The sequence below is a fragment of the Pseudomonas sp. MF4836 genome (assembly GCF_002018875.1).
Taxonomy (GTDB): Bacteria; Pseudomonadota; Gammaproteobacteria; order Pseudomonadales; family Pseudomonadaceae; genus Aquipseudomonas.
In genome coordinates, this window is sequence record NZ_MVOL01000003.1 from 285,210 (window position 1) to 310,411 (window position 25,202).

Sequence of the window (25,202 nt, forward strand, 5' to 3'; positions counted from 1 at the left end):
TAGCCGCTGCCGTTGGCTGCGCACGGCCCGGGGGGAGGGCGATGGCGCGGCCTTCAAGGCTTTGCATCCTACTCCGTAGACAGGGCGCTGCCAGCTGCCGATCCGACAAAAGCGCAAGTTTATGCAAGCGTGCGCGGTGCATGGGGCCTGACACTGCAAGCCGAACTCAGGAGTAGCGCCATGAACCTTGCCTTGTATTTGCTCACCGTCCTGATCTGGGGCACCACCTGGATCGCCTTGAAACTGCAACTGGGCGTGGTGGCGATTCCGGTCTCGATCGTCTACCGCTTCGGCCTGGCGGCGCTGATCCTGTTCGTATTGCTGCTGCTCAGCCGCAAACTGCAGGTGATGAACCGGCGCGGGCACCTGATCTGCCTGGCCCAGGGCTTGTGCCTGTTCTGCATCAACTTCATGTGCTTCTTGCACGCCAGCCAGTGGATCCCCAGCGGTCTGGTGGCGGTGGTGTTTTCCACGGCAACCCTGTGGAACGCGCTGAATGCCCGGATGTTCTTCGGCCAACGGGTGGCGCGTAACGTGCTGCTGGGTGGCGGCCTCGGCCTGTTGGGCCTGGGGCTGTTGTTCTGGCCGGAGCTGGTGGGCCACAGCGCCAGCCCGCAAACCCTGCTGGGCCTTGGGTTGGCCTTGCTCGGCACCCTGTGTTTCTCGGCGGGCAACCTGCTGTCCAGCCTGCAGCAGAAGGCCGGGCTCAAGCCGCTGACCACCAACGCCTGGGGCATGGCCTACGGCGCGGTGATGCTGGGGGTGTATTGCCTGGTCCAGGGCGTGCCGTTCGCCATGGAATGGAACACGCGCTATATCGGCTCGCTGCTGTACCTGGTGATCCCGGGCTCGGTGATCGGTTTTACCGCCTACCTGACCCTGGTCGGGCGCATGGGCCCGGAACGCGCGGCCTACTGCACCGTGCTGTTTCCGGTGGTGGCGCTGAATGTGTCGGCCTACGCCGAAGGCTATCAGTGGACCGCTCCGGCACTGGCCGGGCTGGTCCTGGTGATGCTGGGCAACGTGTTGGTGTTTCGCAAACCGAAACCGGCCTTGGCCGTCACCCCTGGGAATCTGCGCCCTGCTGCCTGAGTGCAACTGGAGCCATTTGGCGGACGCAGGCCAGGTCGCTGATCATGGGGGCAGGGCCTGCAGAACCGCCGGGTTCCAGGGGCATGGCGCCCCTGGACGTGCCCCTCAGCCCTTCCAGGTCTGCGGATTGACCAGATCCTGCGGACGCTCACCGAGCAAGGCGCTGCGCAGGTTATCCACCGCGCGATTGGCCATGGCCTCACGGGTTTCGTGGGTCGCCGAGCCAACGTGGGGCAGGGTTACGGCGTTTTTCAGTTGGAACAACGGCGATTCGGCCAGCGGCTCCTTCTCGTAGACGTCGAGCCCGGCACCGCGAATCTGACCTTTCTGCAGGGCCTCGATCAGCGCCGGCTCATCCACTACCGGGCCGCGGGAGATATTCACCAGGATCGCGCTCGGCTTCATCAGCGCCAGTTCACGCTGGCTGATCAGGTGTTTGGTCTTGTCGCTGAGGGGCACCACCAGGCACACGAAATCGGCTTCGGCCAGCAGTTGATCCAGGCTGCGGAACTGCGCCCCGAGTTCCTGTTCCAGCTGGGGCTTGCGGTTGTTGCCGCTGTACAGGACCGGCATGTTGAAGCCCAGGCGGCCGCGACGCGCCACGGCGGCACCGATGTTGCCCATGCCGACGATGCCCAGGGTCTTGCCGTGCACGTCGCTGCCAAACAGCGAAGCGCCAACGCTGGCCTGCCACTGGCCGGCCTTGGTCCAGGCGTCCAGCTCGGCCACCCGGCGTGCGCTGCTCATCAGCAGGGCGAACGCCAGGTCGGCGGTGCTTTCAGTGAGCACGTCCGGGGTGTTGGTGAGCATGATCCCGCGTTCGTTGAAGTAGCCCAGATCGTAGTTGTCGTAACCCACCGAGACGCTGGACACCACTTGCAGCTTGGCGGCGTTTTCCAGCTGGGCGCGGCCCAGTTTGCGGCCGACGCCGATCAGGCCGTGGGCCTGGGGCAGGGCTTCGTTGAACTGCGCGCTGATATCACCCTGCTTGGGGTCGGGCACGATCACGTCGAACTCCTGGCGCAGGCGTTCGATCATCTCGGGAGTGATGCGGCTGAAGGCAAGTACGGTCTTTTTCATCGCGGGAAGGCTCGACAGGCGGGAGAGAATGCCAAGCAAGCTAACATTCTCGACAGCTTTTTTGTAGCCGCTGGCCATTGGGAGCGCCTGGGGGCATCAGGGGTGTTTGCCCTGATGCTGATGGCCAGCGCAGCCTGGCGGCAGCGGTTACAGCGGTTGAGCAGGCTCAGTTGGTCAGGCGTGCACCGGCCAGGCTGCCGCTGAGTTCGTAGGCGGCGAGTTCGGCCTGGTGCGCGGCGAGGATCTCCGGCAGGGAGCCGCGCAGGTACTCGACCCAGGTCTTGATCTTGGCGTCCAGGTACTGGCGCGAAGGGTAGATGGCGTACAGGTTCAGCTCCTGGGAGCGGTACTGCGGCATGACCCGCACCAGGGTGCCGTTGCGCAGCCCTTCGATGGCGGCGTACACCGGCAGCACGCCGACGCCCATGCCGCTGGTGATCGCGGTTTTCATCGCGTCGGCGGAGTTCACCAGGAACGGCGAGCCATTGATGGTCACCATCTCCTGGCCTTCCGGGCCGTCGAAGGTCCACTTTTCCAGGGGGATGACCGGGCTCACCAGGCGCAGGCAGGCGTGGTTCAGCAGGTCGATGGGCTTGTTCGGGCAGCCGTTGGCTTTTACATAGGCCGGCGAGGCACAGACGATGCTGTAGGTGATCCCCAGGCGCTGGGAGACAAACCCCGAATCCGGCAGCTCGCTGGCGAGCACGATGGACACGTCGTAGCCCTCGTCCAGCAGGTCCGGCACGCGGTTGGCCATGGTCAGGTCGAAGGTCACGTCGGGGTGGGTCTTGCGATAGCGGGCGATGGCGTCGATCACGAAGTGCTGGCCGATACCGGTCATGGTGTGCACTTTCAATTGCCCGGCGGGGCGGGCATGGGCGTCGCTGGCTTCGGCCTCGGCTTCTTCGACGTAGGCCAGGATCTGCTCGCAGCGCAGCAGGTAGCGTTTGCCGGCCTCGGTCAGGGCGATGCGTCGAGTCGTACGGTTAAGCAAGCGGGTTTGCAGGTGGGCCTCAAGGTTGGAGACCGCGCGCGAGACATTGGCTGTGGTGGTGTCCAGTTGCACGGCGGCGGCGGTGAAACTGCCGGCCTCGGCGACACAGCTGAAGGCGCGCATGTTTTGCAAAGTGTCCATGGGGTGCTCTCAAGGGAGATGGCAAATTGTGACACGAAGTTTCAGTGTTTACAGGGGCTTGGGGATACGACCAATGGATTATCTCGTTTACGGTAACAAAGATTCACAGGAAACCCACCTTATCGCAATCGAGGCCGCCCCCTAGAATTGCCGCGATCTGCAGGAGCCTGTCGTGCAATGCGTTGTCCCAGACGCATCGTGTCGCCCACCAGACGGCCCCTGCCAGAGAGTTGCCCCTCCCCCGATCTCAGGAATTCGCAGCAGTGCCGCCTCGCATCAGCAGAGAGTTGAAGACTCTCAGTGTTTGGGCTTTATCGTTAGCAATCAGCGGCTGCATCGGAACCGGAGGCATAGCGCCCCAAGGCACGCTACTTCCCGCCAATACCCTGGCCACCGACGAGGCGATTCAGAGCGCCGCCCAGGACGCCCACTGGCCCAGTGCCCAGTGGTGGCAGGCCTATGGCGACCCGCAGCTGGACCAATGGGTCGACCTCGCCCTGCAAGGCAGCCCGAGCATGGCCATGGCCGCCGCCCGGGTGCGCCAGGCACGGGCCCTGGCCGGTGTCGCGGAATCTGCCGAATCGCTGCAGATCAAGGGCGATGCCAGCCTCAAGCGCCACAATTGGCCCACTGATCAGTTCTACGGTCCCGGTGACCTGGCCAACAGCACCACCTGGGACAACAACGCGGCCCTGGGCCTGAGCTATGCCCTGGACCTCTGGGGGCGCGAAAGCAACGCCAGCGAACGCGCCGTGGACCTGGCCCACATGAGCGCCGCCGAGGCGCGCCTGGCCCAGCTGGAGCTGTCGAACAATGTGGTACGGGCCTACATCCAGCTGTCGCTGCACTATGCCCGGCGCGACATCGTGCAGGCGACCCTGAAGCAGCAACAGCAGATTCTCGAGCTGGCGCAAAAGCGCCTGGACGCGGGCATCGGTACTCACTTCGAAGTCAGCCAGGCCCAAACCCCGCTGCCGGAAACCCATCGCCAGATCGACGCCCTGGATGAAGAAATCGCCCTGACCCGCAACCAACTGGCGGCCCTGGCCGGCAAAGGCCCGGGGGCCGGCGCGCAACTGCAACGGCCAACCCTGGCCCTGGGCGCCGCACTGCGCCTGCCATCGGCCTTGCCCGCGCAGTTGCTCGGCCAGCGCCCGGATGTGGTCGCCAGCCGCTGGCAAGTGGCGGCCCAGGCCCGAGGCATCGATGTGGCCCACGCCGGCTTCTACCCCAACGTCGACCTGGTGGGCAGCCTCGGCTACATGGCCACCGGCGGCGGTGCGCTGGAGTTCCTCACCGGCAAGAAACTCACCTACAACGTCGGCCCGGCCATCAGCCTGCCGATTTTCGACGGCGGGCGCCTGCGTGCCGAACTGGGTGAAGCCTCGGCCGGCTACGACATCGCCGTCGCGCACTACAACCAGACCCTGGTCAATGCGCTGAAAAGCATCTCCGACCAGTTGATCCGCCGCGAGTCCATGGACAAGCAGCAAGGCTTTGCCGCCGAGTCGGTGGCGTCGGCGCAGAAAACCTATGACATCGCGATGATCGCCTACCAGCGCGGCCTCACCGACTACCTCAATGTGCTGAACGCCCAGAGCCTGTTGTTCCAGCAGCAACAGATCCAGCAGCAGGTGCAGGCGGCGCGGCTCACGGCCCATGCCGAGCTGGTGACGGCCCTGGGCGGCGGCCTGGAGGCGGGGCGCGATGTGCCAGCGGACGTCAAGATCCAACCGAGCAAGACCCCGGCGGCCCTGGCCGTCTTTGACCATTGATCGCTGACGACTGAGAAGGACCCGATGACTCCCTTGCCTGCACCTTTGCGCTGGCTGCACTCCCTTGAATGGCGCCGGGGTTTCTTTGACTGGGCACGCAGCGACGGCGTGACCTGGGTCTACATCTTCAAGGTGCTGACCGCCGCGTTCCTCACCTTGTGGCTGGCCATGCGTCTGGAGCTGCCGCAGCCGCGCACCGCGATGATCACCGTGTTTATCGTGATGCAGCCCCAGAGCGGCCAGGTGTTCGCCAAGAGTTTCTACCGCTTCCTGGGGACCCTGACCGGGTCGGCGGTGATGGTCGCGCTGATTGCCCTGTTCGCCCAGAACACCGAGCTGTTCCTCGGCTGTCTGGCGATCTGGGTCGGCATCTGTTCGGCCGGCGCGGCGCGTTATCGCAATTTTCGCGCCTACGGTTTCGTGCTGGCCGGCTACACCGCCGCCATGGTCGGCCTGCCGGCCCTGGCCCATCCGGACGGGGCCTTTATGGCGGCCGTGTGGCGGGTGCTGGAGATCTCCCTGGGGATTCTCTGCTCGACCCTGGTCAGTGCCGCGATCCTGCCGCAGACCGCCAGCGCCGCGATGCGCAATGCCCTGTACCAGCGCTTCGGGGTGTTTGCCCTGTTTGTCACCGATGGCCTGCGGGGACGCAGCCAGCGCGAGGCGTTCGAGAGCGGCAACGTGCGCTTTATCGCCGAGGCGGTGGGCCTGGAGGGCCTGCGCAGCGTCACGGTGTTCGAAGACCCGCACATGCGCCGGCGCAACGGCCGCCTGAGTCGCCTGAACAGCGAGTTCATGAGCATCACCACCCGCTTCAACGCCTTGCACCAATTGCTCGAGCGCCTGCGTGGCAGCGGTGCCGACTCTGTGGTGGGCGCGATCAAACCCGGGTTGCAGGACCTGGCCGAACTGCTGGACGGCTTCTCCGGCCGGGCCCTGACCAGCCCCGACGCGGCGCGCCTGGCCACGGCCCTGGCGGCCTACAAGGCCGAGCTGCCGGCCCGGGTGCGCAGCCTGCGGGCGCAGTTCCAGGAACTGCAGCCCAGTGACGCCGAGCAGCTGGATTTCCACACCGCCTACGAACTGCTGTACCGCTTTGTCGACGACCTGCACGGCTACGCCCAGACCCACGCCTCGCTGGCCGACCACAGCCATGAACGCGAGCGCTGGGACGAACCCTTCACCCCGCAGACCAACTGGCTGGCCTCCGCCGCCTCGGGGATCCGCGCGGCCTTCGTGCTGGTGGTACTGGGTAGTTACTGGGTGGCCACGGCCTGGCCCAGCGGCGCCACCATGACCCTGATCGCCGCCGCCACCATCGGCCTGTCGGCGGCCACGCCGAACCCCAAACGCATGGCGTTCCAGATGGCGTGCGGGACCTTTATCGGGGCGATCATCGGCTTTGTCGAAATGTTCTTCGTGTTCCCCTGGATCGACGGCTTCCCGCTGTTGTGCGTGATGCTGGCGCCGGTGATCGTGCTGGGCTCGTTCCTCACCTCGCGTCCGCAATACGCCGGGGTCGGCCTGGGGCTGCTGATTTTCTTCAGCACCGGCTCGGTGCCGGACAACCTCACGGTCTACAACCCCTACAGCTTTATCAACGACTACATCGCCATGGTCATGGGCATGCTGGTGTGCGCGGCGGCCGGGGCGATCATCCTGCCGCCCAACAGCCGCTGGCTGTGGCGCCGACTCGAACAAGACCTGCGCGGCCAGGTGGTGTACGCCATCAGCGGCAAGCTCAAGGGTCTGGCCTCCAGCTTCGAGAGCCGAACCCGCGACCTGCTGCACCAGGCCTATGGCCTGGCGGTGGGGCAGCCCCAGGTGCAGCGCGAGCTACTGCGCTGGATGTTCGTGGTGCTGGAAGTCGGCCACGCGATCATCGAGTTGCGCAAAGAGCAGGCGATCCTGCCGGTGCACCCGGCCTATGCCCAATCCCAGCCGTGGCGCCAGGCGATCCGGGTCATGGGTCGCTCGCTGGTGCGACTGTTCCTGCAACCGAGCCAGAGCAACCTGGAGCGCGGCCTGATCGCGGTCGACCACGCCATCAGCCGGGTCCAGGCCACCGACGAGCCCTTTGCCCCGCACTTCGACACCTCGGCCCTGCGCCGGGTGAAAAGCTACCTGCACTTTATCCGCAGCTCATTGCTCGACCCCCAGTCGCCGCTGGCGGCCTATGCCACGCCGCGCCCCGTTGCTGTCCAAGGACCCGAACATGCCTCGTGAAATCGCCTTCCACGGCGTTTACATGCCGACCATGACCCTGATGTTTTTTGTCGCCGCGGCCCTGGCCTGGGCCCTGGACCGGTTTATCGCCGGCTACGACCTGTACCGCTTTTTCTGGCACCCGGCGCTGCTGCGCCTGAGCCTGTTCACCTGTCTGTTCGGCGCCATGGCGCTCACTGTTTACCGTTGAGAGTGACCCGATGAAAAAGTTCTTCAGCCTGCTCGCGACCCTGCTGGTGCTGGCCCTTGCCCTGTGGATCGGCCGCACCCTGTGGGAGCACTACATGAACACCCCCTGGACCCGCGATGGTCGGGTGCGGGCGGACATCATCAACGTCGCCGCCGACGTCACCGGCGAAGTGGTCGAGGTGCCGGTGCGCGACAACCAGTTGGTGAAAAAAGGCGACCTGCTGATGCAGATCGACCCCGAGCACTACCGCATCGCGGTCAAGCAGGCGCAATCGCTGGTGGCTTCGAAAAAGGCCACCTGGGAGATGCGCAAGGTCAACGCCCACCGCCGCGCCGACCTGGACAACCTGGTGATCTCCAAGGAAAACCGCGACGACGCCAGCAACATCGCCGACTCGGCCCTGGCCGATTACCAGCATGCCCAGGCGCAACTGGACGCCGCCGAACTCAACCTCGCGCGCACCCAGGTACGGGCGGCGGTGGACGGTTATGTCACCAACCTCAACGTGCATCGCGGTGACTACGCGCGCATCGGCGAACCGAAAATGGCCGTGGTCGACATGAACTCGTTCTGGGTCTACGGCTTCTTCGAAGAAACCAAGTTGCCCCACGTGCGGGTGGGCGATAAAGCCGACATGCAACTGATGAGCGGCGAAGTGCTCAAGGGTCATGTGGAAAGCATCTCCCGGGGCATCTACGACCGCGACAACCCGCAAAGCCGCGAGCTGATCGCCGACGTCAACCCGACCTTCAACTGGGTGCGCCTGGCCCAGCGGGTGCCGGTGCGTATCCACATCGATGAAGTGCCGGACGGCGTGCTGCTGGCGGCGGGCATCACCTGCACCGTGGTAGTCAGGCAGGAGGGGGAGCAATAGGGGCGGAATGGCAGCCGCTGCACAAAACGGTTGCTGCTGCCTGTAGCCGCTCTCTATATTCGCCGCTCTTTGTTGAGCAGGGATGACGTGGGTGAGGATTTTTCCAGGGAGTATTTTTTTACTGGCGGCACTGGCTTTCGGCGCCGGTGCCGTGCATTTCTTCCAGCAGTTTGTCGATTACCGCCTCAATGGCCTGCCCAGTGTCGGCACGGTGCTTCGGGTCACGGTGTACCCGGTGCACAACGGCGGCAAGTCCAGCTACACCCGATACACCGATGTCCAGTTCGCCACGGCCGAGGGCACGCTGATCAAGCACAGCTTTCACGATGAGTTGTCCGGGGCGAAAGAGGGCGACCAGGTCGACCTCCTGTATAAACCTGAGAACCCCCAGGACGTGGTTTCGGCCAGTTGGCTGACGTTGTTTTTCGGGCTGATGATGACGCTCGGGGCCCTGGCCGGGCTGCTGGCGTTTTCGTCGTTTACGCCCATGAAAGCGCCGCCGCAGGGGCCGCCCGTCGAGCCCTGAACCGGGCGTTGAAAGAGCCTAGGGCGTCAGCTGTTGAAGCAGGTCAGGAGTGTGCAGGTGCGATATATCGCGAAGTTTTTCTTTTTACTGATGGTGCTGGGCAGTGGGCTGGGTATTTATCATACGTCCCGCGATTTTTTTGCCCTCAGGCTCAACGGCGTTTATGCGCCGGCCCAGGTGCTGAGCTTTTCCAGTTCGCGGATGGTCGGGGTGCAGGGCGGCACCAGCTATATCTCCTCCAGAACCGTGTCCTATGTCACCGCTGACGGCACGCTGCTGACCCATGATTTCAAAAGTCAGTTTTCCAAATCCAAGGTCGGCGACACGGTGGGGGTGTTCTACAACCCCGGCAACCCTGCCGAGGTCATCCCCGATACCTGGAACGGGCTGTTTATCAGCGCGCTGCTGGGGGCCCTGGCCCTGACGGCATTGGGCGCGATGCTGGTCATTTGAGGGCGGGCCGGTCACTTGCGCCGTTACTGCTTGCGCTTGGCCAGGATGGTTTTGGCCTTGGCGACGATCTCTTCCACGCTCAGCTCATCATTGATCAGCAAGGCATGCAGCGCCGGGTCCTGCCACAGGTCCACGGCCGGGCCGGTAGTTTGCACACTGCGGGCAATCAATGCGTAGGCCATCACCTGGCCACGGGTGTGGAACTGCGGGTAGAGATCTTGCATGTCCACCAACTGGGCCACGAACGCGCGCCGTTGCACTGGGGACATGCCCTCGAACACCTGCGGGTGGCTGTAGTACAGATCCGCTGAGCTGATGGCGATGACGATCTTGCGCAGCGCCTCCTTGATATCCTTTTCGGGGGTGAGTTGGCTGAGCAGTTGGGTGTAGTGCTGCTCGCCTTCGGCAATTTGCTGCGGGCTCATTTTGCGCTTCACTGCCTCGACTGTTTCTGCATCATCCAGGACCCTGGCCCAGGCATAGGCCACCGGGAAATTGCCCTGGTCGCGGCTCCAACGCACCATGTCCTGTTGCGAGTCCTGGTCGCCGTGCCGTGCGGCACGCTCGAGCCAGCCCATGGCCAATTCCTTGTTCGGTGCAATGCCCAGCTTGCCCACGCTGTAGAGGTCGGCCAGGCCTGCTTCCGCGCAGGACTCATTGTGCTTGGCGGCGTAAGCGATGTAGTTGAAGGCTTCACTTTTGTCATAGTCGTTTTGCCTGGCGCCGACAATGCCGGCCAGGACGCACAGGCTCGTGGTGTAGCGAGGGGCGGCCATGATCAGGCAACTGCGAGCCATTTTTATTTCCTTGCTGGCCTGCAAGGTACGGCCTGCGCCATAGAGCAGGTCGTCCTCATCGCTCAGTCGGCTGCCGAGGCCGAGCAGCAACTCGCTGTCCATATCCGGCGTGCAGTACGGGTTGGCCTCGACCTTGGGCAGGATCTCTTCGAGGCTCAAGTCCGGCAGGGAGTTATTGAGTTTCTCGTCCGGTGACGCGGCATTGCAGCCCACCAGCAGACTGAAGATGGCCAAGGGCAGCAGGCTACGACATTTCAATGGAGAGTCCCTGAGGTTCAATCGAGTAAAAGCGAGGGCGCCAGGAGGGCATGAGCAGGGACGGGGTGCAGCCGTTCCGTGCTTGAGGTGCCGCTTCCCTGCGATTTGAGTGCGCGCATTCTACGGGCATCGGCGCTGCGCACAACGCTGTCATGCGCGTGATGGCCGGCGTTGAACGATCAGAGCCTGGCGCTCAGTCCGAAACGCTTCATCAGCACCTTGTCCAGCAGCCCCTTGGGCAATAGCGCGGCCAGCAGCGGCAGCGCACGGCTGCCATTGCCGATCCGCACCAGGCGCGGCGGCGAGTCCTGCTGCACGGCCTTGAGCAGGTGGGCGGCGAACTCGCTGGCGGGGGTCGGGTTGTCCTGGGAGGCCTTGGCCCGGTTGCGGATCCCTTCCCGCAGCGGCCACCAGGGCGATTGCTCGTTGATCAGTTGCTCGGCTTCATGCCCGGCATTGCGGGCGAAGCTTGAGGCAATGGCCCCGGGCTGGACTTCCATCACGCGGATGCCGAACGGCGCCAGCTCCATGCGCAGCGCGTCGCTCAGGGCATGCACCGCCGCTTTGGAGGCGCAGTAGGCACCGGCAAAGGGCGTCACCAGCACTCCGGAAACGCTGCCGATATTCACCACCAGCCCCCGGCTGCGGCGCAGCACCGGAAACAGCGCCCGGGTCACCCCGATCACCGAGAACACATTGGTTTCGAACTGGCGCTGCATGGCTTCGACGCCACCGTCGAGCAGCGGGCCCATGGCGCCGTAGCCGGCATTGTTGATCAGCACGTCGAGGCCGCCGTACTGCTGGTTGATCTGCTCGCCCAGGGCGCTGAGGGCCGGGCCGTCATTCACATCCAGTTGCAGTGCGGTAAAACCGGCGGCGTGCAGGGCAGCCACATCCTCACCCTTGCGTGCGGTGGCCAGGACAGTGAAACCGGCGTTTTTGAAAACGTCGGCCAGGGCGCGGCCAATACCGCTGGAACAACCGGTGATCAACGCGACGGGCATGGCGCGGTCCTTGTGCTGGAAGAAGGGAGGGGGCAATCAGTCGGAGAAACTACCCTGCAAACGCTCGGCGCGAAACTCCAGGGTCTGCGGGCGGTAGCCGGGGCGCAGGGGCGGCAGCGGCAAGCAGTCTTCCCAGTTGGCGCCGGCTTGCAACTCGCCGGGGCCGCGATAGCGCGGGGCGCTGTACTGGTTGTCGGCAAGATTGACCGTATCCCCCGGGGCGTAGGCGGCGATGCGCCAGCGTAATTCGATCAGGGGTACGTCGTTGCCGTTGTTCATCTTCAACTGCAAGGGGCGGTCGGCCGGGCAGGCTTGGGGAGCGTAGGCGATGCGTAGTTCCAGGCGCGCCAGTTGCTGGGCTTCGCGGTTGTCGAGCCAGACCACCCAGCAGGCCACCAGGCCCAGGCCAAAAGCTGCCGCCAGGGACACGGGCAGGGCTTTGGCGGGGTAGCGCAGGAGCAGGATCAACCAGGTGATGACCAGCAGAACGCCGATGAACATGACATGCGCCTCGGGGAAGAGAGGGGGACATCCTACCTAAGCGTAGGTGGGGTTGGCGATGAGGGATGGCTTTGATCAGGGGCTTTTGCAAATGGACAAACGTTTAACGGTATTTCAATTAGCGGGTCAGCAATAGAGCTTATCCAGACGTTTTCAGAGTGAAGATGGTTTTTATCAAATAGGAGCAGTGCGAAGCACTGGTTTTTATTTGTATCAAATAATCTGGGCGGTTTTTTGTTAACTAAGGTGTTCCCCAAGTTTCATGGAGTTGGATGCCTGTATTAATTGATGTAATTGTTTGATGGGCATAGTTTTTTTATTGTTTTTTAATATAAAAATGTCTGGAAAGGTCCTGGGTTTTGAGATTGAATCAGCACCAAGATCAGTCTTGGATAGCTGTTTTTTAACCAGGCGGATGTCATGAGCTGCATAAGGGTTACATGGCGTTTCAATTGATGTGAGCAATCTTTGAACGTGCTAATGGAAAAACCCAATGCAAAAAACAACCTTGTTAGAGGCCCAATAATCGATGACCAAGAAAAAGACTACGTTCGAAGTAGCTAAGCAGGAAGTTCATGCCGCCCTTTCAATGCACGATCTGCCAACCAGAGTCATCGCTGGGCGAAAGTCGGTGTATCGCGTGCAAGAACAACAGTATTCTGACCCACTTTATTACAATCGCAATTCGGACACCCGCTACGGCGATCCTCAGAAGAAAATCGGCACCTGCTATGTTTCCTTCAGCGATAGGGTGGCACTTGCGGAAACGTTGCAACATGGAGGGTCCGGGGCAGGAAGCCCTGTTTTGCAGTCCGAAGTAGAGGAAGGTCACTGCACCATCTTCAAACCACTCGCCAGTTGGTGGTGGTCGATGCGGCGGCATTGGCTCGCAACGCTGGCAAAACCCTTGGCGCAATCGTCAAGTCGCGCGGACAGGGCGATGAAGGTTATGCCTACACGCAAACCCTGAGTGGCGTTGTCATGCGCTGGCAACCTGCTGTCGACGGCATCCTCTATCCCTCGCAGGTGTATCCCATCACGGCAAGCCTGGAGGGGTGCAATCTGGTGTTGTTTGAAGGCCGGCCTACTCAACTGGTCGCAGTGAGTAAGCAGCCGTTGGGAAGTGTGGTGCTTTCTAACGGGGAAACGGTCGGTGAGTTGTTGAATCGCATGCGGGTTCCAATCGAGTGAGAAGGAGTTGGCCCTTTAATGGCGCCGATTTCACTTGCCCATGGTCAATCTGTTTTGGAAGTCGCGAACAATTATTTCAAAAGCATCCATGTTGGAGAGAAGTGTGTACCTGGGCTGCAGGTTTTGTGGCTCCCCTGGGTTGGAGAAGTCCATGTCCTGGGCTAAATAACCCAAAAGCACATTGGTTTTCGCACCCTCTTTGGAGTCGATGGCTATGGCCTTGGTCAACTTGCCAATGTCTGCAATCACGGCGTTGTTCTTGAACTGGAACGCAGGGTAGTGCTTGCGAGTACCTTCGGTATAAGCAATGACCTGTCCGGCCTGGACTCTCTTGTTAAGCGCTTGCCGAGAGATGCCGAGGATTTCACAGACGGTTTTAGAGTCAAGCAGTTCGTAGGTTTTCTTAATGTTTTCAAATGAAAGCGCTTTGCCTTTTGTATAGGCAATCTGATTGCGTACCTGGGGGCTCAGCTGTTGGGTGTCGACTTTTTTCAGGAGTGCCTGAAGTGCGTCGAAATAGGTTCCTTCTGCCCCATGGTTGGCTATTTCCATAAGAAGCGGCTGAGACAGGTTGTCCAGGAAGTTTTCAAAACCCTCCATCAGTGCAGCCTTGGCAGCCTCTTGGGAATGGATTGGTTGTTGAGTGGGTTTGCCAATGGCAGTCTTCATTTTTCCCCTCCCGTGCGAGTGGTTTTTCAGTGACCTTAGGTTAGCTATCTATTTTTTTCGTCAATACGTCAATGTGACAACTCGTCAACCTACGGTGATTTCGAATTCGCCAGCAGTGCACGCAACAGGATGGCATTCGCGTGGGGTTGCACGATCCGCTGTCTGTAGCCGCGGCCGCCAGGCTGCGCTGGACGGGATAGGCCAGGTAGGATTGCGGCGGTTTTAGGGGCCCGCGCAGTCTGTGGTAGCGGTTACGTGGAGAGGATGGTTGGAGTACATATCCGTTGCTGCGGTAACGGCTACTTAGGGTTTCGCCCTTACGGCGAGTCCCTTTTGTCAAACGCCCGGAATGCCGGCCCAGCCAAAAGGAACCAAAAGGTCTCGCCCCGAGCGTACGGCCCTCGCTGCACTCGGGTTCCCTCGTTCCGGCGTCCCTCAGGGGGCATCGCTACTAGCGATGTCCTCGACTGCGTCGAGGGGCGCTACGCGCCATTCCCCTGATGAACACCTCCACTCGGCCTGCCGAAGGGGGCGGGTGGATCAAGATCAAACGCCTGTTGGCGCGCCCTACCGGGCGGCGCATCTGGGGCACTGGAGGCAGGATTCTGGAGTCGGCGAGAGGTCCTAGACCTGTAATCGCTGCGGGCTGCGTACGGCATTGCGCAGGCGGAGTCGAGGCTGGGATGTTCCCTGCCGCTTGAAGGCTGTTGGCCCTTGTATGGTTTGCTCTAGCACTCTCGGTATTATTTTGTGGACCATATAGGGTCTTCTATTTCGATAAATCGCCTATAATGGATATCAGGTTGTCCATATTAAGTTAAGTGTCCACTCGCTTGGGCAGGTCTATCAGTTATGTCACTGACTCGCTTTATGTACACCCCGTCCGAGATCACGGCCGAGATCGGAAAAAACGCCCAGGCCCTCAGATTGTCAAAAAATCTGTCGCGTAAAACCTTGGCTGAAAAATCCGGGGTGCCGGCGTCGACGATCAAGCGCTTTGAGCTGCAGGGAGCCATTTCCCTTGAGTCGATGGTGCTGATCGCGGCGGCTTTGGATGAGCTTGATCCGCTGCTCAAGTTGTTCAAGCCGCCTTCGCCAAACACGCTGTTTGAGCTGCAAAACTCAAAACGCCAGAGGGGCACCCGATGACTGAACGAGGCATCAAGAAGTACAAGCCGATCGAAGAGTTGGGCGTCTTCATGCATGGCCGTCAGGTGGGGCTGCTTAGCTGGAACCGCCAAGGCACCTACTTCACCTATGCCAAGGAGTGGCTGACCCAGGGGTTCAACCTGTCGCCCCAACTGGCCTTCGACGAGAGGCCGCAGCAACCCGATACCCATCTGTTTCTGGGCCTTCATGGGGCCTTCGCCGATTCTCTTCCCGACGGTTGGGGCTTGCTGTTGATGGGGCGTTTTTTTACCGCGGAGTATGGATCGCGGGTTACCCACGGCCTGACTCAGCTCGACCGTCTTGCCTACATCGGCAACCGGGGGATGGGTGCCCTCGAGTACTACCCCATGTCGGAAAAAGTGGCCCGGGAGCCCATCAGCCTTTCAGCGTTGTATGAGGCATCGGTCCAGGTTCAGGTGGGGGAGACGGTTGAGGTGTTGAAGGCGCTGCGGATTGCCGGTGGCTCGCCGGGGGGCGCACGGCCCAAGGCTGCCGTTGCGTTTTCGGCGGATCTGTCCCAGGTGGTTTCGGCGTTTGAACCCTTGCCGGAGGGCTACGCGCACTGGATCGTGAAATTCAGGTCCCTTGAGGAACCCTGGTCCATGGGCGCGATTGAATGCGCCTACGCCCGCATGGCCCGCGACGCTGGAGTCGATATGGCACACAGCGAGCTCATCACCGTGCCCTCGGAGCAGGGCTGGAACGAGCGTTTCTTTGCCACCCGGCGCTTTGATCGCAAGCACAATCAGAAAGTCCACATGATGACCGCCGCCGGGATTTTGCATGCGGACTTCAGAGTTCCGTGCCTGGACTACAAGGACTTGCTGCGGCTGACGTTCGCCCTGACCAGGAGCGCCAGGGAAGTGGAGAAAATGGCCCGGCTCATGGTGTTTAACGGCCTGGCCCACAACTACGACGATCACGCGAAGAACTTCGCTTTTCTGTACGAAGAGGGGCAAGGCAATCAGGACGGGCAGTGGGTGCTGGCGCCCGCGTACGACCTGACCTTCTCCACCGGCATGGGCGAGCACACCACCGCGTTCGATGGCCAGGGGCGTCCGTCGAGGGCGGCGATCAGGCGCTTGTGTGCGGACTATAAGTTTCTCAAGCCGGATGACTACATTGATCAGACGCTGGAGGCGTTGGGCAATTGGGAAGCGGTGTTTGCTGAGCTGGGTATTTTGGCGGCTGATGGGAAGGAGATCGTTGAGACGCTTGCGGATGTTCATGCGCGGCTTTAGCGCTCGGTGTTGTGTGTTGCTATTTTGTTCGGGGCGGCCTGCTAGCCGGCCTGGGTTTTTGGTTCGGAGTGCATATCCATTGCTGCGGTAACGGCTACTTAGGGTTTCGCCCTTACGGCGAGTCCCTTTTGTCAAACGCCACAAAAGGAACCAAAAAGTCTCGCCCCGAGCGTACGGCCCTCGCTGCGCTCGGGTTCCCTCATTCCGGCGTCCCTCAGGGGGCATCGCTACTAGCGATGTCCTCGACTGCGTCGAGGGGCGCTACGCGCCATTCCCCTGATGAACACCTCCACTCGGCCTGCCGAAGGGGCGGGTGGATCAAGATCAAACACCTGTTGGCGCGCCCTACCGGGCGGCGCTTCTGGGGCGCTGGAGGCAGGAGTCTGGAGTCGGCGAGAGGCCCCAGGCCTGTAATCGCTGCCGCAGGCTGCGTACGACATCGCGCAGCGGAGTCGGGGCTGGGATGTTCCCAACACAAGTGGCTTGGACATAAACTGCGACGCCTTAGTTGTTGCTCCGTATCAAACCCGGGACTAGCCTTTGGACGTCGCTGCGAAAGCAGTGATCGGGTTTGGTCGCCCGACTTGATACAGGCGCAACAGCGCCCTTTGACGATTGCAGGCGCTTTTTTTGCGCCCGCATTTCCGTGCAATGGCGGCTGTGCGTGGAAGGGCTTCGGCCCTGCCGGGTTCCTGTATCTCCGGTCGACCAATCCGCGCACGGCTGCCACCCATTCGTTTGGTCGCGAACGTGGCAGCTCTCACTTTGATACGGGAGTCTCAACCATGTGCGTTATCAAAACCTCGGGCTTCGTCACCTTCGGAACCTGCGGCGATGCCGATCAAACGCTGTTCCGCGTCAATCCCGATGTCCCTCTGCACCATGCTCTGGAGCACGCTTCGACCCTGCTGTACTACGCCAAGAAACTCGCGCTGGATGCGGCCATGGAAGACCAGGGCGAGCGTTACGCCTGGGCCGCGCATTTCCTGGCGGAGATGGGCAAGGCGGTGATTGATGACGTGGGATTGGGGATGAAGGAAGAGGTGTTGCAGGCCTGATCGATGTTTCTTGATTAGGGAGTTGAAAGGGCGCTGCGTCTTCGTGGGAGGGACGTGGCGCTTTTTCTTGCCGCTTGAAGCTAGCCACTTGCAGCTGCTTTAAAAATCCCCCTGGCCCATTGCCTGCGGATAGGGGACGCAGGCAATGGACCAGAGGGTTGAAGGTATTGCTGACAACGGCGATCCGCTTTTACTTGCAGCTAGCCGCTTGAAGCTTTCCGCTGCGCTTACTGCGCGATTGTCTTGACCGACACGCCGCGTTCCACCGGTGTGGAGCGGCCGTAGATGTCTTCAAAACGTTCGATGTCGTCTTCGCCCAGGTAGCTGCCCGATTGCACTTCGATGATTTCCAGGGGGATTTTGCCTGGGTTGCGCAGGCGGTGGACCGAGGCGATGGGGATGTAGGTCGACTGGTTTTCGCAGAGCAGGAACACGTTTTCGTCGCAGGTGACTTCGGCGGTGCCGCTGACCACGATCCAGTGTTCGGCGCGGTGGTGGTGCATTTGCAGGGACAGGCAGGCACCCGGCTTGACCGAGATGTGCTTGACCTGGAAGCGTCCGCCCATGTCCACCGAGTCGTAGGAGCCCCACGGACGGTAGACCTCGCAGTGGTTCTGGGTTTCGCTGCGGCCCTGTTCGTTGAGGGTGTTGACCATCTGTTTCACGCCTTGGACCTTGTCCTTGTGGGCGATCATCATGGCGTCCTTGGTTTCGACGACGACGATGTTTTCCAGGCCGATCACCGACACCAGTTTGCCGTTGCCATGGATCATGCAGTTGTGGCTGTCCTGGATCACCACATCGCCTTTGCTGACGTTGCCGTTGGCGTCTTTTTCATGCACGTCCCACAGCGACGACCAGCAACCCACGTCGCTCCAGCCGGCGCTCAGCGGCACCACGCAGGCGCGTTGGGTTTTTTCCATCACGGCGTAGTCGATGGAGTTGTCCGGGCAGCAGGCGAAGGTGGCTTCGTCGATGTCCACGGTGTCGGCGTCCTGCACGCTGCGTTCCAGGGTCAGCAGGCAGGTGTCGTAGATGTCCGGATCGTGTTTTTTCAGCTCTTCGAGGAAGCGGCTGGCGCGGAACAGGAACATGCCGCTGTTCCAGAAATAGCCACCGTCCTTGACGAATTCGGTGGCGCGCTTGTGGTCGGGTTTTTCGACGAACTGGGCGACCCGGCTCACGCCTTCGGGCAGGTGGATATCGCTGCTGGACTTGATGTAGCCATAACCGGTTTCCGGTTTGGTGGCCGGTACGCCGAACAGCACCATCTCGCCACGCTCGGCGGCCACGGTGGCCAGGGCCAGAGCGCGCTGCAGGGCTTTCTGGTCGTCCAGCACGTGGTCGGCGGGCAGCACCAGCATCAGTTCGTCACGGCCTTCGTTGACCAGCATCATTGCGGTCAATGCCACGGCCGGTGCGGTGTTGCGACCGAAGGGCTCCATCAGGATGCGCTGCGATTCCAGTTTGCGGGCACTGAGTTGCTCATTGACGATAAAGCGATGGTCCTTGTTGCAGACCACGATCGGGGTGTCCATGCCGTCGAACACCAGGCGCTCCAGGGTCTGCTGGAACAGGGTCTGTTCGCCGGTCAGGGCGAGAAATTGCTTGGGGAATTGCTTGCGCGAAAGCGGCCAAAGACGTGAGCCGCTACCACCTGACAAGATCACCGGAATCATGTTGTTACTCCTTCAAATATCGTATGGGTTAGAGCTACTGCGTTCTGTCGTTTCACTCTTGTTTTTGTCTCGTTGTCGCCGCTGCCTCGTGTCTGGGCAGCGGCGACAGATTCTGCTTAGCGCGTCGACACGGGGCGTTTCACCCACACTGGCGACAGGCTGCTGCCATTACCGGTGACGTAGAGCACGGCGGCTTCACCGCGCTCAAGGGCCACGGGCTTGAGGTCGCTGACTTTTTTCTCGCCGTCGTACAGGGCGAAGCTGACCTTGACCGGGTTGATCTCGCGCTCGCCGCGGCCCTTGGCAGCCACGGCCTTGACCACATCGGTCTTGCCGTCGGCGGTTTTCAGGGTCAGGGATTTGTCACTGAGGTTCTGCACCCGTACCAGGGACTTCTGCTTGTTCTTGAACGGCGGTTCTTCGATCAGTTGCGGCTGGCCGCTGGCGTTGTTGACCAGGGTGTAATAGTGGTCGGCGGCGAGTTTGACCGGCACGGTCTGGCTGCCGACTTTGGCGCTGTAGTCGCCGCCGGGCATGAAGCTGAAGTCGCTGCTGGCCAGCGGGGCGACGTCGTTGAGGTTGGTGCTGCCGACGGTGGCGCTGACTTCGCTGTTGCTGGCGTTGTAGATACGCACGAAGGACGAGCCTTTAGGCGCGGTCGGGCCGTAGAGCGCGGCGTCGCCGGCGAAGGCGGACATCGACAGCACGCTCATGCCGGCGGCCAGAGTGAGGGCCTTGGCGAGACGACGCGGAGTAGTAGTGAAAGTCATGGTGTACCTCTCTTTCAGTTTTGCGCCCGGTCGGGCGTCTCGGATTTGTTGAGTGCAGCTACGTTTTGTTGGCTGGCGCCGGCTTTTTTCAGCTCGGCGACCCACTGCGGGTCGGCGTCGCCGATTTCGTTGTTCACAGGCAGATAGCGTTCGGGGAATTCCCAGATCAGCACTTGCGGCGGATCGTTTTTGAAGGCGTCACTTTTCAGGTAGCTGAGCATCGGCAGGATCGGGCCGTGGCCGTCTTCGGCGTAATTGACCACGTCGCTGTGCAGCGCCTGCTTCAGTGCGCCAACGAAGTTCCAGTTGGGGTTGGCGCTGTAGCTGGTGCCGATCAGCGCCACCGGGACCTGGTTCTCGGCGAACAGCGCATCGTCGGCGGCCGGCTGGTCGTCGGCGGCGCGGGTCACGCGTTTTTGCAGCGGCTCTTGGGCCGGCATCAGGTTTTCGAACAAGGGGTCCAGGGGCAGGAACAGGCGCAGGTCACCCTTGTGCTCCACGGTCTGCTCGGCTTCGGTGACGAAGCGCTGCGGCTGGCCGCTCAGCGGGGCTTTTTCGGCAATCGCCTTGGCCAGTTGCCGGGCGGCGATTTCGGCGCCGCTCGGGGTCCAGTGGGTGTCGGTGCGCAGGAACACTTGCTCACCCTGTTGCTTGGCCTGTTGCAGCGGGCCCAGCAGGTCGGGGGCGAGGATCTTGTCGGCCGCGACCCGGGCGTGGAAGTCCTGGTAGAGGTTGGCGTGGATGCTCGCCGGCTGCACGTCACCCAGGTGTTCCGGGTACAGGCGGACCTTGGCCGGCACGATCGCCATCACCAGTTTCACGCCTTTGGCCTTCAGGGTTTGGCGCACGCCTTCGACCAGGGCGTAGTTGCCTTGCAGGTTCAGTTCTTCGTTGACGATGGGGTTGAATTCTTCATCGCTGTACAGCCACTGGTCGCGGCCCAGGACCACGCCCGGACGACCTTCGTTGAACAGCTTGAAGTCCAGCGCGGCCCAGAGGTTGGTGCCCAGGCGCTTGATCGGGAACTCTTTGTCGTAGTGGGTTTCCACGGCCTTGGTCCAGCGTCCGTTGAGTACGGTGGCATCGCTGTTGGTGCTGAAGCCGAAGAAGCTGCGCACCGACCACAGGCCCAGGACCATCAGGGTCACCAGGAACAGGGCGATATAGAAAATGCGTAATGAGCGGGTCATGGGCAGATCCCTCAGAACTGGAAGTAAAGGAACGGCGAGAAGCTTTGCGCCGAGAGTTTGAGAATCGAGGCGATAAACAGCAGCAGCACCAGGGTGCGCATCAGGTAGCGCGGCCAGTCGGCAGTCCAATAGGCCGGTTGCACCTGGGCGTCGGTGCCCACGATGTAACCCGGCTGGTGAATGCTGCCGGGGTTGTCGCCAGGCACAGCCTTGATCAGGCCGGGCTGGGCGGCGGCCGGGCCATCGCTGGCGGCGCTGACTTCAGGCTGGGTCTTGGCTGGCGGACGGTTGCGGTAGAAGTCCCGCAGGCCGAAGAACGCCAGGGTCATGTAGGCCACGATCAGGGTTGCCACTTGCAGACCGGTGAGGCTGGCGCGGTTGAGTTCCGACAGCGACCAGTCGCCAAAGCTGAACATGGCGCCGTACATGCGTCCGGCCACGTGCAGGTTTTCCGCGCGGAAGATCACCCAGCCCATGACCACCAGGAGGAAGGTCAAGGCCCAGCGGATCGGGTTGAAGCTGCGCGGCGAGGTGTTGAGGCCGATGGCTTTTTCAATCGCCAGCCACATGCCGTGCCAGGCGCCCCAGACGATGTAGGTGATGTTCGCTCCATGCCACAGGCCACCCAGGAGCATGGTCAGGAACAGGTTGCGGTAGGTGGTCAGGGTGCCTTTGCGGTTACCGCCCAGGGTGATGTACAGGTAGTCCCGCAGCCAGGTGGAGAGGCTGATGTGCCAGCGCCGCCAGAACTCGGTGATCGACTGGCTGATGTAGGGCTGCTTGAAGTTTTCCATGAAGCGGAAACCCATCATCAATCCCAGGCCGATGGCCATGTCGCTGTAGCCGGAGAAGTCGAAATACAGCTGTGCGGTGTAGGCCAGGGCGCCGAGCCAGGCATCACCCGTGGTCGGGTTCTGCAGGGCAAAGCAATGGTCGGCCACCACCGCCAGGGTGTCGGCGATAAACACCTTCTTGATAAAGCCCTGCATGAAGCGCGTGCAGCCTTCAGAGAATTTATCCAGGGTGTGGGTGCGGTTGTTGAACTGGTCGGCCAGGTCGCGAAAGCGCAGCACGGGGCCGGCGATCAGGTGCGGGAAGATCGCCACGAACGCCGCGAAGTCGATCAGGTTGCGAGTGGCCGGGGTGTCGCCGCGGTAGACGTCGATGATGTAGCTGATGGACTCGAAGATGTAGAACGAGATCCCGATCGGCAACAGGATGTGGGTCAGGATGAACGGCTCCAGACCATAGGAGGTCATCATCGCGTTGATGCTGTCCACGCCGAAGTTGGCGTATTTGAAGTAGCCGAGGATGCACAGGTCGACCCCGACCCCGAGCAGCAGCCAGCGCTGGGCGGGTTTGGTGCGCACACCGGCGGCGCCCACCTTGAGGCCGATCCAGTAGTTCCACAGGGTGACGCCGGCGAACAGCGCCAGGAAGTCCACGCGCCACCAGGCATAGAACACATAGCTGGCGATCAGCAGCAGCAAGTTGCGATAGCGTTGCCCGCTCAAGTAGTACAAGCCGAGAAAGATCGGCAAGAACAGAAACAGGAACACATTGGATGAGAAAACCATCCCGATCTCTCCGTGTTTAACCAATAGACAGAGGCCGCAGCCCCCCCAACCCCCCCCCGTTGGAAAACGGTTGGGTTGTTACCCTGTTGCAAAGACTTCATGTGGCCAGGGAGTCAGCTCCCTGGCCGCACCCGCGCTCGACCGGCATCCGTTTCAAGAGCCCTTTTCATGGGACGGGTCATAGACCTTGGTCAGGTCGCCGCCGAGGCGGAAGGTCTTGAACGGCTGCATCTTGTGCTTGCGTTCCAGCACCTCCGGGCCACAGGTGTAGAGGCTGCAGAAGGGTTCGAGCCAGGCGAATTTGGAGTCGACCTTGAGGTCGGTCATGTCCTGTTCCTTGCCGTTCTTCTTCTCGAAAATATCCGGGTCCTTGACCCCGGCCAGCACCTGGTCACCCAGGCGCTTGAGGGCGCCGTTGTTTTCCTGGCGCAGGTCCACCCCGTTGACCTGGGCGAAGCTGGCGATCATCGCCAACGGCGGCAGGGCGTAGTTGTGGTAGGCCAGGGCGCGTTGCTGGCGCTTGAGTTCGTTGGGCAGGAAACCGTCGGCGTCGACCTGGTTGGCGCCGACCTTGTATTCCTTGACGGCCCAGTCGAACAGGTCGCGGCGGTTGGTGGCGACGGAGGTCGCCATCACCGACCAGGCGGCCCAGTACGAGTGATTGTTGGTTTTTTCCAGCGGCAGGTTGTCCCAGTCGCTGACCACCTGGTCGGCCATCTTGCTGAACCAGGCTTCGATCAATTGCGCTTCCTGCTGGTGGGCGGCCAGGGGATGGGAGTCGGAGAACTTCAGGCGGATATAGGCCGAGGCCATGCTGCCCAGGGCCCATTTGCGCATGGACTTGCCGGTGTGGTTGAAGTCCTTGGACATCAGCGCGTCGGCCTTGGCCCAGGAGGTCAGCCAGTTGAGGGTGCATTCCAGCTGTTCCGGACGACCGTCACGCATGAACTGCATCACCCGTTTGCTGGTGCCGCGCTCGAGCTTGGTGATGTCGGCGGTGGTGTCGCGGAAGGCTTTTTCCGACTGCACATTCAGGGTCGAACGGGCCTTGTCCGAGCCTTCGTACTTGCTGCGAAACTGCAGGGCGCCGGTATAGGGCGCGGGCATGGCATCGCAGCCTTCGCTGTTGTCGCCAGTCTTGAACTTGTCCACCGGCGCAAAGTAGCCCTGGGGCGGACGCAGCGGGGCGGCGGCCTGGGTGCTGCCGGCGAACATCGCCAGGCTGAGCAGGGTCGGTGTCAGGAGTTTTTTCAGCGTTGCAGTTTGCATAGAAACCTCATTGCCCGATTTGCGCGGTGCGTTGCCCGGCGCTCGGGAATACGTTGCGTTTGCAAATTTTCGCTTCGACTTTCTGTCCTGCGGTGCCCGCTTCGGGGCCCTGGACTTCGACCGCCAGCAGATTCTGCGAGGCCCAGTCTTCGTCAGTGCGCAGTTCAAAGGCGAAACGCCCATCGGTGTCGGATGTTTCCGGTTTTTCGATCTTGATGTCCTCGTGGCGCCCGTTCATGTACCAGAGGGTGGCTTGCAAGGTTTTCACCGAGGTGTCGGCGAAGCGGATATCGACCTGATGACTGCTGTTGCGCAGGTCCATGTTCTTGCTGTTGACCATCAGCTCGTTCTTGCCGGGCTTGAGGGTGGTGCTGCCGCTGAGCTGGGCGTCTTTGCCTTCGCAGCCGTTGTCGAGCAGCGCCATCATCTGCCGGTAGATGGTTTCCTGGTCCAGGCGATACAGCGGCGAGAATTCCCAGATCAGGATCTTCGGCGGCTTGTTCTGGAATTCTTCGCTGCCCAGGTACTGCAGCATCGAGCCCTCCAGGCCACCGCCGGGGAAGGCGACATTGAGGATATCGGCGCCCAGTTCCTGCTGCAGGAAGCCCGAGAAGTTGTAGTTCTTGCCGCTGTGGCTGGTGCCCACCAGGGTGATTTCCGGGTTGCCGGAATCGCCGAACAGGTCGCCATCGCCGGCCTCGCCCTTGGGCTCGGTGGTGAACTGGTCCATGTACTGCACCGCGTAGCTGGTGCCGCACAGTTGCCCGGCCATGTTGTGCAGGGTGCCGGTCTTGCCCATGCGCCCTGATTTGTGGGTCTCGAATTCACGCTTGGGAATGTCGGCGAAGGCCGGCATCTGTTTGACTTTTTCCGCCACGATCTTCGCCGTGCGCTGGGCGCCGTAGGGGGTCCAGTGCTGGTCGCCACGGAAGTAGAAGTCATGGGCCGGCAGGGTGTCGGGCAGCTGTTCGTTGGTCAGCGGCGACAGGTCCGGCACCACATAACCCATCTGGGCAAAACGGCCGAGCATGCCCTGGTAGCTTTTCAGCGCCTTGTCATAGTCGAAGCGGGCCTTCTGCTCGGGGTTGAGTTTGTTGCGGTTCACCAGGCCCCGGGTCGGCTGGTAGACCACCACCAACTCCACGCCCTTGCTCTGGAAGGCATCGTGCAGTTGCTTCATGCGCCGGAAGCCTTCCGGGGTGGTGTTGAATTCGGTGCGCAGGTCTTCCTGGGTGCGGAACAGCCAGTCGCCCTGGGCTTGTACCAGGGTGGTGAAGTTCTGCTGGTAGCGGGTGACGTAATTCTTCGCGTCGTGGGCGGCCGGGCACAGGTTGCAGCACGGCTCGGCGCTGAATGTTGGCGCCTTGGCCTCGGCAGCCGCGTCATCGGCGCGGGCGCCGGCGCTGGCAGCGAGGATGCCGGCGGTCAACGCCGACAGGCTCAGGATCTTGATCAGGTGTGGGTGCATAAAAGTCAT

Annotated in this window: 23 protein-coding genes; 11 read left to right on the plus strand and 12 right to left on the minus strand. The window is 61.8% G+C overall.

Going from position 1 to position 25,202, the window contains the following annotated elements; genetic code table 11:
• Window positions 1–180 precede the first annotated feature (180 nt).
• Complete coding sequence (locus MF4836_RS08070) at window positions 181–1,092, plus strand: DMT family transporter (RefSeq protein ID WP_078469898.1); 912 nt, start codon at window positions 181–183, stop codon at window positions 1,090–1,092.
• Window positions 1,093–1,197: 105 nt separating this feature from the next.
• Here the strand turns inward: MF4836_RS08070 and MF4836_RS08075 are convergent, their stop codons facing one another.
• The gene (locus MF4836_RS08075) at window positions 1,198–2,172 is read right to left on the minus strand and encodes a 2-hydroxyacid dehydrogenase (protein WP_078470224.1); all 975 of its coding nucleotides are present in this window, start codon (window positions 2,170–2,172) and stop codon (window positions 1,198–1,200) included.
• A gap of 166 nt (window positions 2,173–2,338) precedes the next feature.
• Window positions 2,339–3,307 (minus strand): LysR family transcriptional regulator, encoded by a 969-nt coding sequence (locus tag MF4836_RS08080; protein ID WP_020298381.1) that lies wholly within the window; start codon window positions 3,305–3,307, stop codon window positions 2,339–2,341.
• Between the two features lie 263 nt (window positions 3,308–3,570).
• Here MF4836_RS08080 and MF4836_RS08085 point away from each other — a divergent pair, with 263 nt between their 5' ends.
• The 6 genes from MF4836_RS08085 to MF4836_RS08110 all read left to right on the plus strand — a co-directional run bounded on the left by MF4836_RS08085 (window position 3,571) and on the right by MF4836_RS08110 (window position 9,351).
• Complete coding sequence (locus tag MF4836_RS08085; protein ID WP_078469899.1) at window positions 3,571–5,082, plus strand: efflux transporter outer membrane subunit; 1,512 nt, start codon at window positions 3,571–3,573, stop codon at window positions 5,080–5,082.
• Between the two features lie 24 nt (window positions 5,083–5,106).
• A complete protein-coding gene (locus MF4836_RS08090; RefSeq protein WP_078469900.1) occupies window positions 5,107–7,308 on the plus strand; it encodes an FUSC family protein in 2,202 nt (733 codons plus the stop codon).
• Window positions 7,298–7,498, plus strand: coding sequence for a DUF1656 domain-containing protein (locus tag MF4836_RS08095; protein WP_078469901.1), 201 nt, complete (start codon window positions 7,298–7,300; stop codon window positions 7,496–7,498). The genes MF4836_RS08090 and MF4836_RS08095 overlap by 11 nt, the downstream gene beginning before the upstream one ends.
• 10 nt (window positions 7,499–7,508) lie before the next feature.
• Window positions 7,509–8,372 (plus strand): efflux RND transporter periplasmic adaptor subunit, encoded by an 864-nt coding sequence (locus tag MF4836_RS08100; protein WP_078469902.1) that lies wholly within the window; start codon window positions 7,509–7,511, stop codon window positions 8,370–8,372.
• 91 nt (window positions 8,373–8,463) lie between these two features.
• A complete protein-coding gene (locus MF4836_RS08105; RefSeq protein WP_161955734.1) occupies window positions 8,464–8,898 on the plus strand; it encodes a DUF3592 domain-containing protein in 435 nt (144 codons plus the stop codon).
• A 33-nt stretch (window positions 8,899–8,931) separates the two neighbouring features.
• Window positions 8,932–9,351 carry a DUF3592 domain-containing protein gene (locus MF4836_RS08110; protein ID WP_153050203.1) on the plus strand — a complete coding sequence of 140 codons (420 nt, stop codon included), beginning with the start codon at window positions 8,932–8,934 and terminating at the stop codon, window positions 9,349–9,351.
• A 23-nt stretch (window positions 9,352–9,374) separates the two neighbouring features.
• Here MF4836_RS08110 and MF4836_RS08115 read toward each other — a convergent pair whose 3' ends face one another.
• From MF4836_RS08115 to MF4836_RS08125, 3 genes are all read right to left on the minus strand, one after another.
• Window positions 9,375–10,406, minus strand: coding sequence for a sel1 repeat family protein (locus MF4836_RS08115; RefSeq protein ID WP_078469905.1), 1,032 nt, complete (start codon window positions 10,404–10,406; stop codon window positions 9,375–9,377).
• A gap of 179 nt (window positions 10,407–10,585) precedes the next feature.
• On the minus strand, window positions 10,586–11,410 hold the full coding sequence (locus MF4836_RS08120) for an SDR family oxidoreductase (RefSeq protein WP_078469906.1): 825 nt from the start codon (window positions 11,408–11,410) through the stop codon (window positions 10,586–10,588).
• Between the two features lie 36 nt (window positions 11,411–11,446).
• The gene (locus MF4836_RS08125) at window positions 11,447–11,911 is read right to left on the minus strand and encodes a multidrug transporter (protein ID WP_078469907.1); all 465 of its coding nucleotides are present in this window, start codon (window positions 11,909–11,911) and stop codon (window positions 11,447–11,449) included.
• A gap of 858 nt (window positions 11,912–12,769) precedes the next feature.
• Here MF4836_RS08125 and MF4836_RS35480 point away from each other — a divergent pair.
• Complete coding sequence (locus tag MF4836_RS35480) at window positions 12,770–13,102, plus strand: RES family NAD+ phosphorylase (protein WP_078469908.1); 333 nt, start codon at window positions 12,770–12,772, stop codon at window positions 13,100–13,102.
• A 30-nt stretch (window positions 13,103–13,132) separates the two neighbouring features.
• Here the strand turns inward: MF4836_RS35480 and MF4836_RS08135 are convergent, their stop codons facing one another.
• Window positions 13,133–13,771: a hypothetical protein gene (locus MF4836_RS08135; RefSeq protein ID WP_078469909.1), complete on the minus strand. Its 639-nt coding sequence runs from the start codon at window positions 13,769–13,771 to the stop codon at window positions 13,133–13,135.
• A gap of 852 nt (window positions 13,772–14,623) precedes the next feature.
• Between MF4836_RS08135 and MF4836_RS08140 the strand changes: the two genes are divergently transcribed.
• The 3 genes from MF4836_RS08140 (at window position 14,624) to MF4836_RS08150 (ending at window position 17,240) form a co-directional block, all read left to right on the plus strand.
• Entirely contained in the window at window positions 14,624–14,920 is a 297-nt protein-coding gene (locus tag MF4836_RS08140) for a helix-turn-helix domain-containing protein (protein ID WP_072451362.1), read from the plus strand.
• Window positions 14,917–16,182, plus strand: coding sequence for a type II toxin-antitoxin system HipA family toxin (locus MF4836_RS08145; RefSeq protein WP_078469910.1), 1,266 nt, complete (start codon window positions 14,917–14,919; stop codon window positions 16,180–16,182). Before MF4836_RS08140 ends, MF4836_RS08145 begins: the two co-directional genes overlap by 4 nt.
• Before the next feature lie 785 nt (window positions 16,183–16,967).
• Entirely contained in the window at window positions 16,968–17,240 is a 273-nt protein-coding gene (locus MF4836_RS08150) for a DUF3077 domain-containing protein (protein WP_078469911.1), read from the plus strand.
• 227 nt (window positions 17,241–17,467) lie between these two features.
• On the opposite strand, the gene MF4836_RS08155 is transcribed toward MF4836_RS08150, so the two are convergent.
• The 6 genes from MF4836_RS08155 to MF4836_RS08180 all read right to left on the minus strand — a co-directional run bounded on the left by MF4836_RS08155 (window position 17,468) and on the right by MF4836_RS08180 (window position 25,193).
• On the minus strand, window positions 17,468–18,919 hold the full coding sequence (locus MF4836_RS08155) for a mannose-1-phosphate guanylyltransferase/mannose-6-phosphate isomerase (protein ID WP_078469912.1): 1,452 nt from the start codon (window positions 18,917–18,919) through the stop codon (window positions 17,468–17,470).
• Window positions 18,920–19,035: 116 nt separating this feature from the next.
• Window positions 19,036–19,689: an alginate O-acetyltransferase AlgF gene (locus tag MF4836_RS08160; protein WP_020298391.1), complete on the minus strand. Its 654-nt coding sequence runs from the start codon at window positions 19,687–19,689 to the stop codon at window positions 19,036–19,038.
• A gap of 14 nt (window positions 19,690–19,703) precedes the next feature.
• Window positions 19,704–20,879: an alginate O-acetyltransferase gene (locus MF4836_RS08165; RefSeq protein ID WP_078469913.1), complete on the minus strand. Its 1,176-nt coding sequence runs from the start codon at window positions 20,877–20,879 to the stop codon at window positions 19,704–19,706.
• Between the two features lie 11 nt (window positions 20,880–20,890).
• Complete coding sequence (locus tag MF4836_RS08170) at window positions 20,891–22,456, minus strand: MBOAT family O-acyltransferase (protein ID WP_078469914.1); 1,566 nt, start codon at window positions 22,454–22,456, stop codon at window positions 20,891–20,893.
• A 153-nt stretch (window positions 22,457–22,609) separates the two neighbouring features.
• Window positions 22,610–23,725: a mannuronate-specific alginate lyase gene (locus MF4836_RS08175; protein ID WP_078469915.1), complete on the minus strand. Its 1,116-nt coding sequence runs from the start codon at window positions 23,723–23,725 to the stop codon at window positions 22,610–22,612.
• A gap of 7 nt (window positions 23,726–23,732) precedes the next feature.
• A complete protein-coding gene (locus MF4836_RS08180) occupies window positions 23,733–25,193 on the minus strand; it encodes an alginate O-acetyltransferase (RefSeq protein ID WP_078469916.1) in 1,461 nt (486 codons plus the stop codon).
• Between the last annotated feature and the right edge of the window lie 9 nt (window positions 25,194–25,202).

Coding starts and splice junctions, on each gene's coding strand:
- MF4836_RS08070 (WP_078469898.1), top strand. CDS start 181: ATGAACCTTGCCTTGTATTTGCTCACCGTCCTGATCTGGGGCACCACC.
- MF4836_RS08075 (WP_078470224.1), bottom strand. CDS start 2,172: ATGAAAAAGACCGTACTTGCCTTCAGCCGCATCACTCCCGAGATGATC.
- MF4836_RS08080 (WP_020298381.1), bottom strand. CDS start 3,307: ATGGACACTTTGCAAAACATGCGCGCCTTCAGCTGTGTCGCCGAGGCC.
- MF4836_RS08090 (WP_078469900.1), top strand. CDS start 5,107: ATGACTCCCTTGCCTGCACCTTTGCGCTGGCTGCACTCCCTTGAATGG.
- MF4836_RS08095 (WP_078469901.1), top strand. CDS start 7,298: ATGCCTCGTGAAATCGCCTTCCACGGCGTTTACATGCCGACCATGACC.
- MF4836_RS08100 (WP_078469902.1), top strand. CDS start 7,509: ATGAAAAAGTTCTTCAGCCTGCTCGCGACCCTGCTGGTGCTGGCCCTT.
- MF4836_RS08120 (WP_078469906.1), bottom strand. CDS start 11,410: ATGCCCGTCGCGTTGATCACCGGTTGTTCCAGCGGTATTGGCCGCGCC.
- MF4836_RS08125 (WP_078469907.1), bottom strand. CDS start 11,911: ATGTTCATCGGCGTTCTGCTGGTCATCACCTGGTTGATCCTGCTCCTG.
- MF4836_RS08135 (WP_078469909.1), bottom strand. CDS start 13,771: ATGAAGACTGCCATTGGCAAACCCACTCAACAACCAATCCATTCCCAA.
- MF4836_RS08140 (WP_072451362.1), top strand. CDS start 14,624: ATGTCACTGACTCGCTTTATGTACACCCCGTCCGAGATCACGGCCGAG.
- MF4836_RS08145 (WP_078469910.1), top strand. CDS start 14,917: ATGACTGAACGAGGCATCAAGAAGTACAAGCCGATCGAAGAGTTGGGC.
- MF4836_RS08150 (WP_078469911.1), top strand. CDS start 16,968: ATGTGCGTTATCAAAACCTCGGGCTTCGTCACCTTCGGAACCTGCGGC.
- MF4836_RS08155 (WP_078469912.1), bottom strand. CDS start 18,919: ATGATTCCGGTGATCTTGTCAGGTGGTAGCGGCTCACGTCTTTGGCCG.
- MF4836_RS08160 (WP_020298391.1), bottom strand. CDS start 19,689: ATGACTTTCACTACTACTCCGCGTCGTCTCGCCAAGGCCCTCACTCTG.
- MF4836_RS08165 (WP_078469913.1), bottom strand. CDS start 20,879: ATGACCCGCTCATTACGCATTTTCTATATCGCCCTGTTCCTGGTGACC.
- MF4836_RS08170 (WP_078469914.1), bottom strand. CDS start 22,456: ATGGTTTTCTCATCCAATGTGTTCCTGTTTCTGTTCTTGCCGATCTTT.
- MF4836_RS08175 (WP_078469915.1), bottom strand. CDS start 23,725: ATGCAAACTGCAACGCTGAAAAAACTCCTGACACCGACCCTGCTCAGC.
- MF4836_RS08180 (WP_078469916.1), bottom strand. CDS start 25,193: ATGCACCCACACCTGATCAAGATCCTGAGCCTGTCGGCGTTGACCGCC.